Genomic DNA, 13,845 nt, shown 5'->3' with positions numbered 1-13,845 from the left:
GATTGGAGGTGGCGCTATGGAACCGCTCCTGCGCATGACGCGGATCGGCAAGCGTTTCGGGGCGGTGCGGGCGCTTGAGGACGTGAGCATCGAACTGCGCGCGGGCGAAGTGCTGGCGCTGATGGGCGAAAACGGGGCGGGCAAGTCCACGCTGATGAACGTGCTCAGCGGCGCGCTGCTTCACTACGACGGCGAGATACGCATCGGCGGCGAGCGCAGGGTCTTTTCAAGCCCCTTGCAGGCGCGCGAGGCGGGCATCGCCAAAATCCATCAGGAATTGCAGTTGGTCAGGGAGATGAGCGTGGCCGAGAACATGTTCATCGGCCGGGAAGTAACGAATAAAGCGGGCTTCATCCAAAAAAGGCGCATGGAGCGGATGGCGCAAACCTATCTGGACATGCTGCATCTCGACATACGGCCCGGCGCAAAGGTCATGTCGCTGCGCGTGGGCGAGCAGCAGATGGTGGAGATCGCCAAGGCGCTGTCGCTGAACGCGCGGATTCTTATCATGGACGAGCCGACGTCGGCCATCTCCGAGCAGGAGTCCGAAAAACTGTTTTCCGTGATCCGCCGCCTAACCGCGGAGGGCGTCGGCATCATCTACATCACCCACCGCATGGAAGAGGTATTCGCCGTCGCCGACCGGCTGACCGTGCTGCGCGACGGCCGGTTCATCGGCACCGTCGACGCGCGGGCGGCGAGCCGCGACCAGGTCATTTCCATGATGGTCGGGCGCGAGATCAAGGACGTGTACCCCAAGCAGCACTCGGCCCTCGGCGATGAGGTGCTGCGCGTCGAGAACCTGTGCCTGAGAAACGGCGGCGGGTTCCGCCGCACGCTGAAGGACATCTCATTTGCGCTCAGGCGCGGCGAGGTGCTGGGCATCGCGGGCCTGTTAGGGTCGGGCCGCAGCGAGCTGTTCGAGTCGCTGTTCGGCCTGCACCCCGCCGATATGACGGGCGAGGTGTACATCGAGGGCAGGAAGGCCGCCGTGCGCTCGCCCAGGGACGCCATCGCGCAGGGCATCTCGTTCGCCACCGAGGACCGAAAGGGCAAGGGGCTGGTGCTGCCGCGCTCGATCGGCGAGAACATGTCGCTGCCGCTCTTAAAGCGGTATTCAATCCTCGGGTTCATGGACAATGCGAGTGAGAAGCGGGACTGGGACGGGCAGATGCGGGGCATGCGCATCAAGGCGCCCGGCTACAACGCGCTCTGCGAGACGCTGTCCGGCGGCAACCAGCAAAAGGTGGTGCTCGGGCGCTGGCTGATTACGAATCCCAAGGTGCTGCTGCTGGACGAGCCCACGCGCGGCATCGACGTGGGCGCGAAGGCGGAAATCTACCAGCTAATCAACCATCTGGCCGCGGGCGGCATGGGCATCGTGGTGATCTCCTCGGAACTGCCCGAGCTGATCGGCATTTCCGACCGGATCCTCACGATCTGCGAAGGGCGGATCACCGGCGAATTCACGAAAAACCAGGCGACGCAGGAGAGGCTGCTCAGCGCCGCCACCCGGAGAGAGGAAGGTGCTTAGACGCGTATGGGCAAGTTCCTGAAGCGGTTCCAGAGCTACATCGCGCTGATCGCGATCTTCGTCATCGCGTCGATCATCTGCGTGAACAACAAGGGCCGCAACACCTTCCTGGACATCAGCAACTTCATGAACGTGCTGCGCGCGGTCTCGGAAAACGGCATCATCGCCATCGGCATGACGATGATCGTGCTGCTCGGCGACATCGATCTGTCGGTGGGTTCGGTCCTGGGCCTGGTCAGCACCGGCAGTGCCGCGCTGCTGGTGCAGAACGGATTGCCGTTCGTGCCCGCGGTGCTTGTAAGCCTCGGCATTGGCGCGGTATACGGCCTCTTCAACGGCACGGTCACCACGCGCATGAAGATTCAGGCGTTCATCGCGACGCTGGCCTCGATGAACATCGCGCGCGGGCTTGCGCGGTTCTGGGCGAACGGCATCGGCATCCCGCTGTCCTACGGCTACGGCGAGGGCCGGGCCGCGCCTGAGTTCGAGTGGTTGCAGGCCCGGTTGTGGGACGTGGTGCCGGTTCCGGCGGTCATCTTCCTCGTGCTGATCGTCGTGTTCTACATCGTCATGGGCAAGACGCGCTTCGGGCGGCAGATCTACGCCATCGGCGGCAACGCCACCGCGGCTCACCTGTCTGGCATCAGCGTAAACCGCGTCAAGACCATCGCGTTCATGCTGTGCGGGATGCTGGCGGCACTGGCCGGCATGATTCACGCCGCGCAGACCTACCAGGGCGGGCCCAACGACGGCATCGGCTACGAGCTGAACGCCGTCGCGGCGGTCGCCATCGGCGGCACCTCGCTCGCGGGCGGCAAGGGCACGATCATCGGCACGCTGGTCGGCGCGCTGATCATGGGCCTGCTCGACAACATGCTGGGCCTCAAGGGCGTGAATTCGAACTTGCAGCTCGTGGTCAAGGGCCTACTTATCATCGTGGCCGTATTCGCGCAGGCCGACCGGAAAAAGGAATGACGACCCTGCGTACGGGGGTTTTCATAATCAAAAAGGGAGGCAGCAACATGAGGAAGGCTCTATCGATCCTGTTGGTTCTGGTTCTGGCGCTCGGCGTCTGCGCGGTCGCGGGCGCGGCCGAGCAGAAGGATAAGTACGTGATCGGCATGGCGCAGTGCAACCTGGGCGAGCCTTGGCGCGTGGCCATGAACGACCAGATCGCCGCCGCCGCCAAGGACTACCCGATGTTCGAGGTCATCTATTCGGACGCCGCGCAGGACAACAACAAGCAGATCGCCGACATCGAGAACTTCATCCAGATGGGCGTTGACCTCTTGATTACCTCGCCCAACGAGGCGGTGCCGCTGACCGCCGTGGTCAAGAAGGCCTACGAGGCGGGCATCCCGGTCATCCTGCTCGACCGCAAGATCGAGGGCGACAGCTACACCCAGTTCATCGGCGCGGACAACGTGCTGATCGGCCGCGAGTGCGGCAAGTACGTGGCGAATGTGCTGCTCAAGGACGGCGGCAAGATCTGCGAGATCAAGGGCCTCGAGGGCACGTCCGGCGGCATCGACCGCGACAACGGCTTTCGCGAGGGCATCAAAGACAACCCGAAGCTTGAAATCATCGCCGCCGACAACGCCGACTGGCTGCGCGAAAAGGCGATTACCGTCGCCGAGCAGATGCTGCAGTCCAACGACGAGATCGACCTGTTCTTCGCGCTCAACGACCCGATGGCCGAAGGCGCGTACATCGCCGCCAAAAATGCCGGCCGCGAGAAGGACATCCTGTTCGTGGGCGTGGACGGCCTGCCCACCCCGGACGGCGGCATCAAGTCGGTCATGGACGGCCGCCTGAGCCTGTCGATGATCTACCCGACCGGCGGCAAGGAAGCCATCGAGAGCGCGTACAAGCTGCTGGTCGAGGGCAAGGAACTCGAAAAGATCGTCACGCTGGGCACCGAAGCCATCACGCCCGAGACCGCGCCCGAAATCTACGCGCGCATGGGCGGGAAGTAAGATTAGGCTCGAACCCTTTTTGCCTGCGGGCAAAAATGCTCCGAGCCGAGGGACCGCCTGCCTCTCGGCCTGAGGGCCTCCCGGGCGGCAGGCGGACGGGAAACGATGAGTCGGGGCGCGCCCGACCGCGCTCAGTGGGCGAGGAAGGGAGGGCGCCAGCCCAATGAGCAAACGAGCACCGGTCTCGAAGAGCCGGGGCGACTATTGCGAATTGAGGGCGGGTCTGCGGACCCGCCCTTTGTCGGAATCGCATTCACGCCCCCGGTACATGCCCGTGGGCGTGTGAGCTCGTCGGACTGCGTTGTTGTCTGCGTCTTACTTTGTCAATGGCCCGGGACCGCAACGCATTCTCCTGGGCGCCGCGGCCCGCATTGGCTTGACGCGGCCGGACGGCGGGGTTATCATGGGAATGAAAAGGAGGGCGGCATCATGCGCGGCTTGATTAGGCACGGCGTCTTCCGCAGCCTGCGCGTGCAGCTGCTCTTTTCGATGGTGCTGCTCATCACCATTCCGCTGATCGCGATCACCCTCTTCGGCAACTACTTCTACGCGCAGGCGTTTGACGAGCAGGCCACCTCCTACGCGCGCCAGATGCTTCGACAGGTGCAGACCAACATCGATGCCAATCTGCGCGCGGTCGATCAGATCATCACGTATCTCTCGCTCGACGAAGACGTGCTTAAGTTCTTGTGCCTGAGCGACTTCTACGCCCCAAGCCGCGTGGAAGTCGAGACCGCGTCCCGGCTCAAGATGCAGCCGTTCGTCCAAGAGAACCGGGGGCTGATCTCGGGCATCCTGATCGCCAACGAGCGCAACCTCTACGTCTCGAGCGAGATGTTCCGCATCGCGCGCTACCCGATGGTGCAGGACGGCTGGTATCAGGCCGCGCGCGCAAGGGGCGGCGAGCGCGTGCTGCTCTCCAAGCCCATCGGGCGCAACATCCGCAACATCCACAACCCGTCCGCCGACGACATCGTGTCGGTGGCCCGCGCGGTATTGGGCCCCGAGACTGGCGAGGTGCTGGGCGTCATCATGGTGGACATGTGCCTGTCCGCGATCGAGAACCACATCCAAGATTTGACGCTGGGCAAGTCGGGCTATGTGTTCGTGATGGACGACGCGGGCCAGGTGGTGTACGCGCCCGTCAACCCCACCGTGTACCGCATCCAGCACGACTGGGTGGAGGATGAGTCGCCGGAGGGCAGCGTCCACACGCTGAAGGGCGAGCGCTACCAGCTGTTCAGCACACGTTCCCGGCTGGCCGGCTGGCGCACGGTGGGCGCGTTCAAGAGCGGCGAGGTGCTGGGCCCCGTGCAGCAGCTCAGGGGCTACACGCTGATGCTCGCGCTGCTGGGGGTGCTCGTGGCGTCGCTGACGGCGATCACCTTCTCCGCCTCGTTTACCAGGCCCATTTCGAAGCTGCGAATGCTGATGGCCGAGACCGAGCGCGGCAATTTGGACGTGAGCTTCACGCCCAGGCGCGACCACGGCGAGATCGCGCAGTTGGCCGCCAGCTTCAACAACATGATGGAGAAGATCCGCTCGCTCTTGCAGCTCGTATACGTCGAGCAGAAGAACAAGCGCGAGGCCGAGGTCAAGACGCTGCAGGCGCAAATCAAACCGCACTTTCTCTACAACACGCTGGACACGATCCGCTGGATGGCCGAGGAGCGCGGCGCGATCGAGATCGTGCAGATGGTGAGCGCGCTCACCAAGCTGTTCCGCATAGGGCTGTCGCGCGGCAAGGAGGTCATCCCGCTTTCCGAGGAGATCGAGCATGTGCGCTGCTACCTGTTCATTCAGCAGGTGCGCTATGAGGACAAGCTGGATTACGAAATCCACGCGGACGAAGATTGCCTGTCGGATCGCGTGAACAAGCTGATCCTGCAGCCGTTGGTGGAGAATGCCATCTATCACGGCATCAAGCAAAAGCGCGGCGCCGGGCACATCGCGGTGGGCGCATGCGAACGGGACGGCAAGCTGATCCTCACCGTGCGGGACAACGGCGCGGGCATGACGGGCGAGCTGTGCGACCAGCTAAACGCGGCGCTGCGCACGCCCGGCGGCGCGCGGGACGCGGGCCACGGCTACGGCATCTTCAACGTGAACGACCGCATCCGGCTCAGCCACGGCGACGAATACGCTCTGCATTACGCAATCAACGAGTCGGGCGGCGTGACCGTCACCATCGCGCACCCGATCATCCGGGACGAGGAAGGGGTGGGATGAGCGTGTGGAAGTTGTTGATCGCGGACGACGAGCCCAAGATCCGGCGCGGGCTGCGCGCGCAGATCGAGCACATGGGGCTGGACCTCGAGGTGGTCGCGCAGGCCGATGACGGCGAGCATGCGCTCGAGATGGCCACAGCCACCCGCCCGGACATCCTGCTGGTGGACATCAACATGCCGTTTTTGACCGGGCTCGACTTTATCGAGCGGCTGCGCGAGACGAGGAGCGACGCGCGCATCATCATAATCACCGGGTTCGAAGCGTTCGACTACGCCCGCCGCGCGCTGGACTTGGGCGTGCACGCCTACCTGCTCAAGCCGGTGGAGCTCAGCGAATTGCGCTCTGCGCTCGACGGCGCGATCCAGGCGCTTAACGCCGAGCGCGAGCGCGGGCGGCATTTCGCCTGGGCGGTCGCACAGCTTGACAAGCGGGCGGAATTGCTGCGCGAGGAGCTGCTGTCGGAGGCGATTCAGGGGCGGCTGTCGCCGGGCGAGATCGAGGAGCAGATGGGCCACCTCAAGCTGCCGGCGCTGCGCCGGGCGGTGCTGATGATGATCCGGGCGCGTTCAGACGACCGCCAGGCGACCCTCTGGCGGCCCCGGATGCTGCAATACGCGTTCTCGGACGCGCTCAGAGACGCGCTTGCGCGCTGCCGGTTCTCCTGCGTGTTCGGCGACGAACGCGACCACGTGATGCTGCTGTACGACGCCGACGAGGCCATGGACGAGGCGCTCGCGCAGGCCGCGCGCCAGGCGGGCGCGGCGCTTAATGTGGGCGTGAGCCTTCGTGCGCGGCCCGCCGCGGGCCTCGCGGGGCTGGAGGAAGCCTACGACCAACTGCTGGAGGACCTGGAGCGCGACGCGGCGCGCCCCGCCGCCGTGGATCAGGCCGTCGCCTACATCGCCCGGCATTACGGCCGCGTGGACCTGGGGCTGATGGACGTGGCGGAGGCGGTGGGCGTGAACCCGTCCTATCTGAGCCGGCTGATGAAGCAGGAGTTGGGCATGGCCTTCTCGAAATACCTGACCACCGTGCGGCTGGGCGCCGCCGTCGCGCTGATGCGCCGCGGCGAGACCAAGATCAAGTTGATCGCCGAGAAAGTGGGCTACAGTACGCCGCACTACTTCAGCACCGCGTTCAAGAAGGTGCTGGGCGCGCCGCCGATCGAATACCGCGGCGAGGAGAAAAACCCATGAGGCGGCGCGCATGGTTCGTCGGCGGCGCGCTCGCGCTGGCGCTGCTGTGCGCGGCGGTTTGCGCCTGGCTTTTTTGGCCCCGAAACGGCGAATCGCCCGCGCAGATCGAGTTTCTGATCGGCATGAGCCAGGCCAACCTGACCGAGCCCTGGCGCATCACGATGAACCAGGACATCGAGCGCAAAGCTTCGCGCCACGACAACCTGCGCGTGATCTTCACCAACGCCAGCCAGGAGATACAGCGCCAGGACAACGAGCGGCATCAGGACGACATCCGACGCCAGATTCAGGACATCCGGCGGCTGATGGGGTACGGCATCGACCTGCTCGTGGTGTCGCCGATCGACGGCGAGGCGCTGATGCCCGTAATCAGCGAGGTATTTTCTCAGATTCCGGTGATCGTGCTCGACCGCGGCGTGCGCGGCGAGGAGTACACGCTGTTCATCGGGCCGAACAACTACATGATCGGCCAGCTCGCGGGCGCGGAGGTGGCGCGGCTGCTGGGCGAGGGCGGCGGCAGGGTGCTCGAGATTCAGGGCGTGCACGGCTCCCCGCCGGTGGCCGAGCGCTCCAAGGGCTTCGCGGACGCGCTCGCGGGCAAGCGGGACGTGGTGTCGGCCGCGCAACTGGTCGGCAACTGGATGCAGGATCAGGCCGAGGACCGCACCAAGGAATACATGGTGGAGCACCCCGGCAAGATCGACGTGGTGTTCGCTCAAAACGACGCCATGGCCTACGGCGCGCGCCTGGCCATCGACAAGCTGCGCGTGCCCGGCGTGCGCTATGTGGGCGTGGACGGCCTCGACGGGCCGGGCGGCGGACGCGAAATGGTGCAAAAGGGCCTATTGGACGCCACCTTCAGCTGCCCCACCGGCGGCGAACAGGCGATCGAGTACGCGCTGCGCATCCTGAAAGGCGAACCGGCCCTCCCCCGCGCGCTGATCCTTGATCCCATCCGGATCGCCGGATCGGCGCAATAGGCGGCACGGCACACCGCGGCCTTGACGCCCGCTCCTATCTTTTGCGAAGCGTCCAGCCGACATCATGAAGGCAGGGGGATTCAATTATGCTCGGCGCAATCATCGGCGACATCGTGGGTTCGCGTTTTGAATTCGATAACCACCGGAGCAAGGAGTTTGACCTGTTCGCCGAAGGCTGTTTCGCCACCGACGACAGCATCATGACCCTTGCCGTAGCGAAGGCCATTCTCGTTTGCGAGGGCGACTGGGAACGGCTGGGCGATCAGGCCGTCCGGCATATGCAGGCCATCGGCCGCAAGCACCCTGACTGCGGATTCGGCGGCATGTTCCACCGGTGGATATTCAGCGACCACCCGCGGCCCTATAACAGCTTCGGTAACGGAGCCGCCATGCGCGTGTCGCCGTGCGGCTTTATCGCCAAGACCGAGGAAGAGGCAAGGTCGCTCGCCCGAAAGGTCACAGAGGTGACGCACAACCACGAGGAGGGCGTGAAGGGTGCGGAGGCAACCGCGGTTGCCATCTTCATGGCCCGCAGCGGCGCGACGAAGCGGGAGATCCGCGAGCGGATCGAGCGGGATTACTACAAGCTCGGCTTCACCCTCGACGGCATACGCGACGTTTACGCCTTCAATGAGACCTGCCAGGAAACCGTGCCCCAGGCGATCGTGGCGTTCCTCGAATCCACAACCTTCGAGGACGCGGTCCGAAACGCCATCAGCATCGGCGGCGACAGCGATACGCTCGCCGCGATCGCTTGCGCCGTGGCCGAAGCCTACTACGGCGTTCCGCTCCCCCTAAAGCGCAAGGCATTGACCTACCTGGACGGCGAACTGCGCGGCATCTTCCGCGAATGGGAGAAGGCGGCGAAGGCGGGAAAGCCGAATCGCAAGTTCGACTTCATCACGAAGCACCTCGACAAACTGGCCGATAAGGTTAACTGGCGGGACTTTTGTCAGGAGTTCTGCACCTTTGCCTGGTCGAATCCCAAATACGGCTTGCAGGACTATCAGGCGATTCTCGCAAAGCACGGCTTGAATTGGAGCGAGGAGTCCATGAAAGCCGCCGATGCGGATGCGCTCGATGAGCAGACGGCGCTCGCCTTGATACTCGGTGTGCTTCGCGCCGAACACTATACGGACGGCATATTTGAGACATTCGTCGCCAAAGGCTTCATTGAAAGATGGCTTGCTCGACTGAAAGCGATAGACGACGAGCGCAAACCGGAGCCGGACAGACCTGCCTTGAGGCGGGTCAGGATTGGTCTGAGACCGTTCCGCGAGGGCAACACGAGCGAATTGCTCCTGACCGAGCATCAGGTGACGATAAGGAGCAGTACGCTTGAGGGCGGCAGCGTCGCCCACCAGTATGAGATTGGGGCGGTCTCCGGCCTTGGCGAAGCCTGCCTCGATTTGATGACCGACTGCCTTGACGCGGATGGCTGGCATGATTCGCCGCTCTATCAGGAAATCGACTTTGCGATCAACCTTTACGAACTGGAAGCTGAACGCGAGGATGGGAGCACCATCGTCCACAGGGGTGTTTTCGACCGCGCCCATATCCCCGAGAAGCAGTTCGGGATGTTCATAGAAACCGTCCGCGTCATCATCCAGACTTACGGGTTCGGCGGTATCGTCGGACTTTCCGGTTTTGCGTTTGCCTTGAAAAAGGGCGAAGTCAAATACTGCGGCGTCGAATTTTCGGACGGCGGCAAGGTCTATCACTACCGTACCACCGATTTGCGCATTGACGTGGGCGACGAGGTTATTGTGCCTGTCGGGGAAAACAATCACGAACGGAAGGCAACCGTCGAGACGGTGGAGTTTTGCCGTTGGGACGATACGCCGTACCCGCTGGAGAAGACAAAGGAGATCATCTGTCTGGCAAGCGACGAGGCGGGCCTTCCTCCTCGCCGCGCGTTGACGGGCGTCGTTTCAGACACAGATGACGGGGATGCCGATGACCATGGTTGAAATCAGGATGAACGCCGCCATCGATCTCAATCATGGCCGGAAAGCGATGGCGGCGCGATCGGGCATCTTGTGCGAGGGGCTGTGACGCCTGCAAGGCGCCGCAGCCCCTTGGGTCGGGGGCCTTTAGCCGCGCAGAGACTTGTAGTGCGCGCCCGCGCAGCCGGTGTTCTCAAAGCCCAGGCCGCTCATCAGCGTGTTGCACTCGATGATGTGCTCGACCGCCTCGGTGACGAGGCCGCGCTCGGCCGCGAGCTTGGCCTGCAAGCCGTACTCGAGCAGCGTCTCGTAGCAGGCCTCGGAGACGATCATCGCCGTGCGCGGCCGCCGGAACGGGCCCTGCTTTTCGTTGATGTAGTTGCCGTGGTCGGACAGCTCGTTTGCCTTCGCCTCGAACACGGTCGCCAGCGCGTCGCCCATGCCCGACACCGGGAACCGGATCGGGGCCTTGGCGATGATCGCGCTGTCCATCAGCACGAGGTTGGGGTTGCTCAGGTAATTGCGGGCGTGAGCGTGCTCGCCGTTGTCCTTGTAAATCACCGACAGCGCGTCGGTGGACGCCGGCGTCGGGCAGATCACCACCGGCACTGAGAAGTTGTCGGCCACCGCCTTGGCGGTGTCGAGCGTCTTGCCGGCGCCGATGCCGACGACGACGTCGGGCGCAAACGCGCGCAGCGACTCGGTCGTCGCCTCAATCCGGGCGAGCGTGACCTCGGAGTTGAACACCACCGACGTAAACGCCGAGCCGGTGTCCGCGTAACATGTGCCGAGCTCTCGGGTCAGCGAGTCAAAGAAGAACTGGTCGATGACCGCGGCAACGCGTTTGCCGTAGGCCCGGGTGTACTTCTCGATGTCTCGAAGCAGATTCGGCCCCTGAATGTAGCGGCTGGGCGAACCCCAGGCGCGTACCGGCGCGGAAACATGTGCCCTTCGTATGCCCTCTCATGCAATGAAATTACAATATACCAATGTTATGACCAAGTGCAGTGTAATCGACCGTACACGCTTTGTCAACTTGGCGACAAAATTATTTTGTGCGTAAAACGGCACGGCTCTGGTTGCATATTTTGAAAAGTATGATATAATGACATTGGGACATAGAAGCGCTGTGGTTACACAAGCGCCCATGCGACAAGGAGTGACGGTGATGCTCGATCCGACAAAGCTGGACAAGCGGGTGCCCATTCCGCTGTATTTTCAGCTCAAGACCATGCTGCTCGAAGAGATCAAGAGCGGCAACTACGAGGTGGACGCGCTGATCCCGACCGAAAAAGAGCTCTCCAAGATGTTTGAGATCAGCCGGACCACCGTGCGCCAGGCGATCAGCGAATTGGTGCAGGAGGGTTGGCTGTATCGCGTCAAGAGCAAGGGCACCTTTGTCGCCCGTATCAAACTCAAGCAGGACTTCATCAAGCGGCTGGAGACGTTTGACGAGCAGATCGCGCGCACCGGCTGCAAGCCCAGCACCCAACTGCTCACATTCGAGAAGGTGCGCCTGAGCGAGCAGGCCGCCGCGCACTTCAACATCCCGGCGGGCGGCGAGTACATCTTCCTGGCCCGGCGTCGCTTTGCCGACGCCGATCCGATCGTCACGGTCGAGACCTGGCTGCCCTACGAACTGTGCTCGTTCATCCTGAACCGCGACTTCGAACGCGAGTCGCTCTACAACGCGCTGGCCACCCGCGACGCCACCCGTATCTGCCGCGTAACCCGCATCCTGGAAGCGGTGGCTGCCGTGGGCAAGGACGTCGAATACCTGAACATTGCGCGCGGCAAGCCCATCCAACTGGCCACCACCGTGGGCTATAACCGGCACGACCAGCCGATCGAGTACTCGATCGCCCGCTACCGCGGCGACCGCAACCGCTTCGAGGTCGATCTGCTGATCGACACCGGCGTCGGCGGGCGGTAGGGATCGTCCCGCCAAAGGGCCCCTTTCTATTCCCCTCCAAGGAGGGGAATGGGAAGGGCCGTCCCGTGGGGGTTTTTATCCATAAATGTTACGACAATCGTATGTAGATACCATAAGCGCGAGGAGGACCGACATGGCGCGGGTTATGACCGTTACCGGAGCGATCGGCGCGGAGGCGCTCGGCCACTGCCAGCTGCACGAGCACCTGTTCGTGTCGCGCGGCCCGGCCACCGACGCCTTTCCCGCGCTGCTGATCGACGACGAGGCCCGATCGACCGCGGAGCTTGCGCGCTACCGCGCGGCGGGCGGGGATGCCCTGCTCGACGCGCAGCCGGGCGGCGCCGGCCGCAATGCCCAGGCGCTTCGGCGGATGAGCGCGGCGTCGTGCGTCAAGATCATCGCAGTCACCGGCTTTCATTTGCCGATGTTCTACCGCGCGGACAGCTTCTTCTTTCAGGCGGATGAAGACGCGCTGTATGAGCGGTTTGCGCGCGAGCTGAACGAGGGCATCCAAGACGAGCCGGGTTCGGAAAAGGTGCGCGCGGGCGCGGTGAAGGCGGCGCTCGGCGCCAAGGGCTGCGCGGGGCGGACGGCTGTGTTGCTGCGCGCGGCGGCGCGCGCGGCGGCCGCACATAAGGGCGTGCCGCTGATTTTGCACACCGACAGGGGCGCGGGCGCGCCCGAGGCGCTTACGCTGTGCGCGGCGTGCGGCCTGCCGGAGCGCCGGGTGGTGGTGTGTCACGCCGACCGCCAGGCGGGAGACCGCGCCCCGCACGAGGCGATTGCGCGCGCCGGCGCGATGCTCGGCTACGACACGATCGGCCGGTTCAAGTACCACGGTGACGCGGCGGAGCTTACGCTGATCCGCCACATGATCGGCTTGGGCTACGCGGGCCGCCTGCTGCTGTCACTCGACACCACGCGCGAGCGGCTGTCGAGCTACGGTGGCTCGATCGGCCTGACGTACCTGCTTGAAACCTTTCTGCCGCTGCTGCGCGCAGGCGGCATCCGGGCGGAGGACATCGATTTGATGACGACCGGCAACGCGCGCCGCCTGTTCGAGGCTTGACCTAGGCGTTCATGAATCATACAACTAGGAGTGATTATCATGGTCAAACTCCCCCCCAAGGCCGAACACCCCACGATGTACTTTATCGGCGTCACCACCGGCCAGTCCTCGATCATGAGGGTGTTTCCCAAGTGGGCCGAGGCGCTTGGGCTCGACGCCCGCATCGTGGGCATCGATATCGCGATCCACGCCCCGGCCGAGGACTATCGCGCGGTGGTCTCCTTCATCAAGGGCGATCCGCTGAGCCTGGGCACGCTGGTCACGACGCACAAGATCGACCTGTACGCCGCCTGCCGGGACATGTTCGACTACCTCGATCCCTACGCGCGAATGTTCGGCGAGCTGTCGTCGATCTCAAAGCGCGACGGCCGGCTCTGCGGCCATGCCAAGGACCCGATCACCGCGGGGCTGGCGCTCGACGCGTTTTTGCCGAAGAACTACTGGCTCGACCACCCGCAGGCCGAGGTGTGCGTGCTGGGCGCGGGCGGCAGCGCGCTGTCGATCGGCGCGTACGTATCCGAGCATAAGCACGGGGAGAACATCCCGGCGCGCCTCCACCTGACCAACCGCAGCGCGCCCCGGCTTTCGGAGGCGGTCAATGTGCTGAAAGATTCGCGCGTGCCGCTGAGCTTCCACCTGTGCCCGTCGCCCGAGCTCAACGATCGGATCGTCGGATCGCTGCCCGCGGGCTCGCTGGTGGTCAACGCCACCGGCCTCGGCAAGGATCGGCCCGGCTCGCCGCTGACCGACGGCTGCCGCTTCCCAACCGGCGGCATCGCGTGGGAATTCAACTACCGCGGCACGCTCGAGTTCATGCGCCAGGCCGAGGCGCAGAAGGCCGAGCGCAACCTGGTCATCGAGGACGGCTGGATCTACTTCATCCACGGCTGGACACAGGTAATCGCGGAGGTCTTCGACATCGACATCAGCGGCGAGCGGCTACAGCTGTGCGGCACGCTCGCCAAGGGATAGGGAGGCGTCT

The 13,845-nt window shown here is 64.1% G+C and carries 11 protein-coding genes; 10 read left to right on the top strand and 1 reads right to left on the bottom strand.

Annotated elements, in window-relative coordinates:
- The first annotated feature begins 16 nt into the window (after nt 1–16).
- The 7 genes from ACH6CV_RS05390 to ACH6CV_RS05360 all read left to right on the top strand — a co-directional run bounded on the left by ACH6CV_RS05390 (nt 17) and on the right by ACH6CV_RS05360 (nt 9,885).
- A complete protein-coding gene (locus tag ACH6CV_RS05390; RefSeq protein ID WP_456357147.1) occupies nt 17–1,534 on the top strand; it encodes a sugar ABC transporter ATP-binding protein in 1,518 nt (505 codons plus the stop codon).
- A gap of 6 nt (nt 1,535–1,540) precedes the next feature.
- Nucleotides 1,541–2,509, top strand: a complete 969-nt coding sequence (locus tag ACH6CV_RS05385) for an ABC transporter permease (protein WP_456357146.1) — start codon at nt 1,541–1,543, stop codon at nt 2,507–2,509.
- Nucleotides 2,510–2,556: 47 nt separating this feature from the next.
- Nucleotides 2,557–3,510, top strand: coding sequence for a substrate-binding domain-containing protein (locus ACH6CV_RS05380; protein ID WP_456357145.1), 954 nt, complete (start codon nt 2,557–2,559; stop codon nt 3,508–3,510).
- A 429-nt stretch (nt 3,511–3,939) separates the two neighbouring features.
- A complete protein-coding gene (locus tag ACH6CV_RS05375) occupies nt 3,940–5,739 on the top strand; it encodes a sensor histidine kinase (RefSeq protein WP_456357144.1) in 1,800 nt (599 codons plus the stop codon).
- Entirely contained in the window at nt 5,736–6,935 is a 1,200-nt protein-coding gene (locus ACH6CV_RS05370; protein WP_456357143.1) for a response regulator transcription factor, read from the top strand. The genes ACH6CV_RS05375 and ACH6CV_RS05370 overlap by 4 nt, the downstream gene beginning before the upstream one ends.
- Nucleotides 6,932–7,915 (top strand): substrate-binding domain-containing protein, encoded by a 984-nt coding sequence (locus ACH6CV_RS05365; RefSeq protein WP_456357142.1) that lies wholly within the window; start codon nt 6,932–6,934, stop codon nt 7,913–7,915. The genes ACH6CV_RS05370 and ACH6CV_RS05365 overlap by 4 nt, the downstream gene beginning before the upstream one ends.
- Nucleotides 7,916–8,001: 86 nt before the next feature.
- Nucleotides 8,002–9,885 (top strand): ADP-ribosylglycohydrolase family protein, encoded by a 1,884-nt coding sequence (locus ACH6CV_RS05360; RefSeq protein ID WP_456357141.1) that lies wholly within the window; start codon nt 8,002–8,004, stop codon nt 9,883–9,885.
- Nucleotides 9,886–10,008: 123 nt separating this feature from the next.
- Here the strand turns inward: ACH6CV_RS05360 and ACH6CV_RS05355 are convergent, their stop codons facing one another.
- Nucleotides 10,009–10,761: an iron-containing alcohol dehydrogenase gene (locus ACH6CV_RS05355; protein WP_456357234.1), complete on the bottom strand. Its 753-nt coding sequence runs from the start codon at nt 10,759–10,761 to the stop codon at nt 10,009–10,011.
- A gap of 268 nt (nt 10,762–11,029) precedes the next feature.
- On the opposite strand from ACH6CV_RS05355, the gene ACH6CV_RS05350 reads away from it, so the two are divergent.
- From ACH6CV_RS05350 to ACH6CV_RS05340, 3 genes are all read left to right on the top strand, one after another.
- Nucleotides 11,030–11,794, top strand: coding sequence for a GntR family transcriptional regulator (locus ACH6CV_RS05350; protein WP_456357140.1), 765 nt, complete (start codon nt 11,030–11,032; stop codon nt 11,792–11,794).
- A gap of 133 nt (nt 11,795–11,927) precedes the next feature.
- The gene (locus ACH6CV_RS05345) at nt 11,928–12,863 is read left to right on the top strand and encodes a phosphotriesterase family protein (RefSeq protein WP_456357139.1); all 936 of its coding nucleotides are present in this window, start codon (nt 11,928–11,930) and stop codon (nt 12,861–12,863) included.
- Nucleotides 12,864–12,902: 39 nt separating this feature from the next.
- Nucleotides 12,903–13,835 carry a shikimate dehydrogenase family protein gene (locus ACH6CV_RS05340; RefSeq protein WP_456357138.1) on the top strand — a complete coding sequence of 311 codons (933 nt, stop codon included), beginning with the start codon at nt 12,903–12,905 and terminating at the stop codon, nt 13,833–13,835.
- Nucleotides 13,836–13,845 lie beyond the last annotated feature (10 nt).

This window comes from Anaerozeibacter quisquiliarum (assembly GCF_051162045.1).
Taxonomy (GTDB): Bacteria; Bacillota; Clostridia; order Christensenellales; family Aristaeellaceae; genus Anaerozeibacter; species Anaerozeibacter quisquiliarum.
This window is presented reverse-complemented; position numbering and strand designations above follow the sequence as displayed.

Excerpts from the sequence above, each read along its gene's own strand:
- ACH6CV_RS05390 (WP_456357147.1), top strand. The coding sequence starts at position 17 with ATGGAACCGCTCCTGCGCATGACGCGGATCGGCAAGCGTTTCGGGGCG.
- ACH6CV_RS05360 (WP_456357141.1), top strand. The coding sequence starts at position 8,002 with ATGCTCGGCGCAATCATCGGCGACATCGTGGGTTCGCGTTTTGAATTC.
- ACH6CV_RS05350 (WP_456357140.1), top strand. The coding sequence starts at position 11,030 with ATGCTCGATCCGACAAAGCTGGACAAGCGGGTGCCCATTCCGCTGTAT.
- ACH6CV_RS05380 (WP_456357145.1), top strand. The coding sequence starts at position 2,557 with ATGAGGAAGGCTCTATCGATCCTGTTGGTTCTGGTTCTGGCGCTCGGC.
- ACH6CV_RS05340 (WP_456357138.1), top strand. The coding sequence starts at position 12,903 with ATGGTCAAACTCCCCCCCAAGGCCGAACACCCCACGATGTACTTTATC.
- ACH6CV_RS05365 (WP_456357142.1), top strand. The coding sequence starts at position 6,932 with ATGAGGCGGCGCGCATGGTTCGTCGGCGGCGCGCTCGCGCTGGCGCTG.
- ACH6CV_RS05370 (WP_456357143.1), top strand. The coding sequence starts at position 5,736 with ATGAGCGTGTGGAAGTTGTTGATCGCGGACGACGAGCCCAAGATCCGG.
- ACH6CV_RS05385 (WP_456357146.1), top strand. The coding sequence starts at position 1,541 with ATGGGCAAGTTCCTGAAGCGGTTCCAGAGCTACATCGCGCTGATCGCG.
- ACH6CV_RS05345 (WP_456357139.1), top strand. The coding sequence starts at position 11,928 with ATGGCGCGGGTTATGACCGTTACCGGAGCGATCGGCGCGGAGGCGCTC.
- ACH6CV_RS05375 (WP_456357144.1), top strand. The coding sequence starts at position 3,940 with ATGCGCGGCTTGATTAGGCACGGCGTCTTCCGCAGCCTGCGCGTGCAG.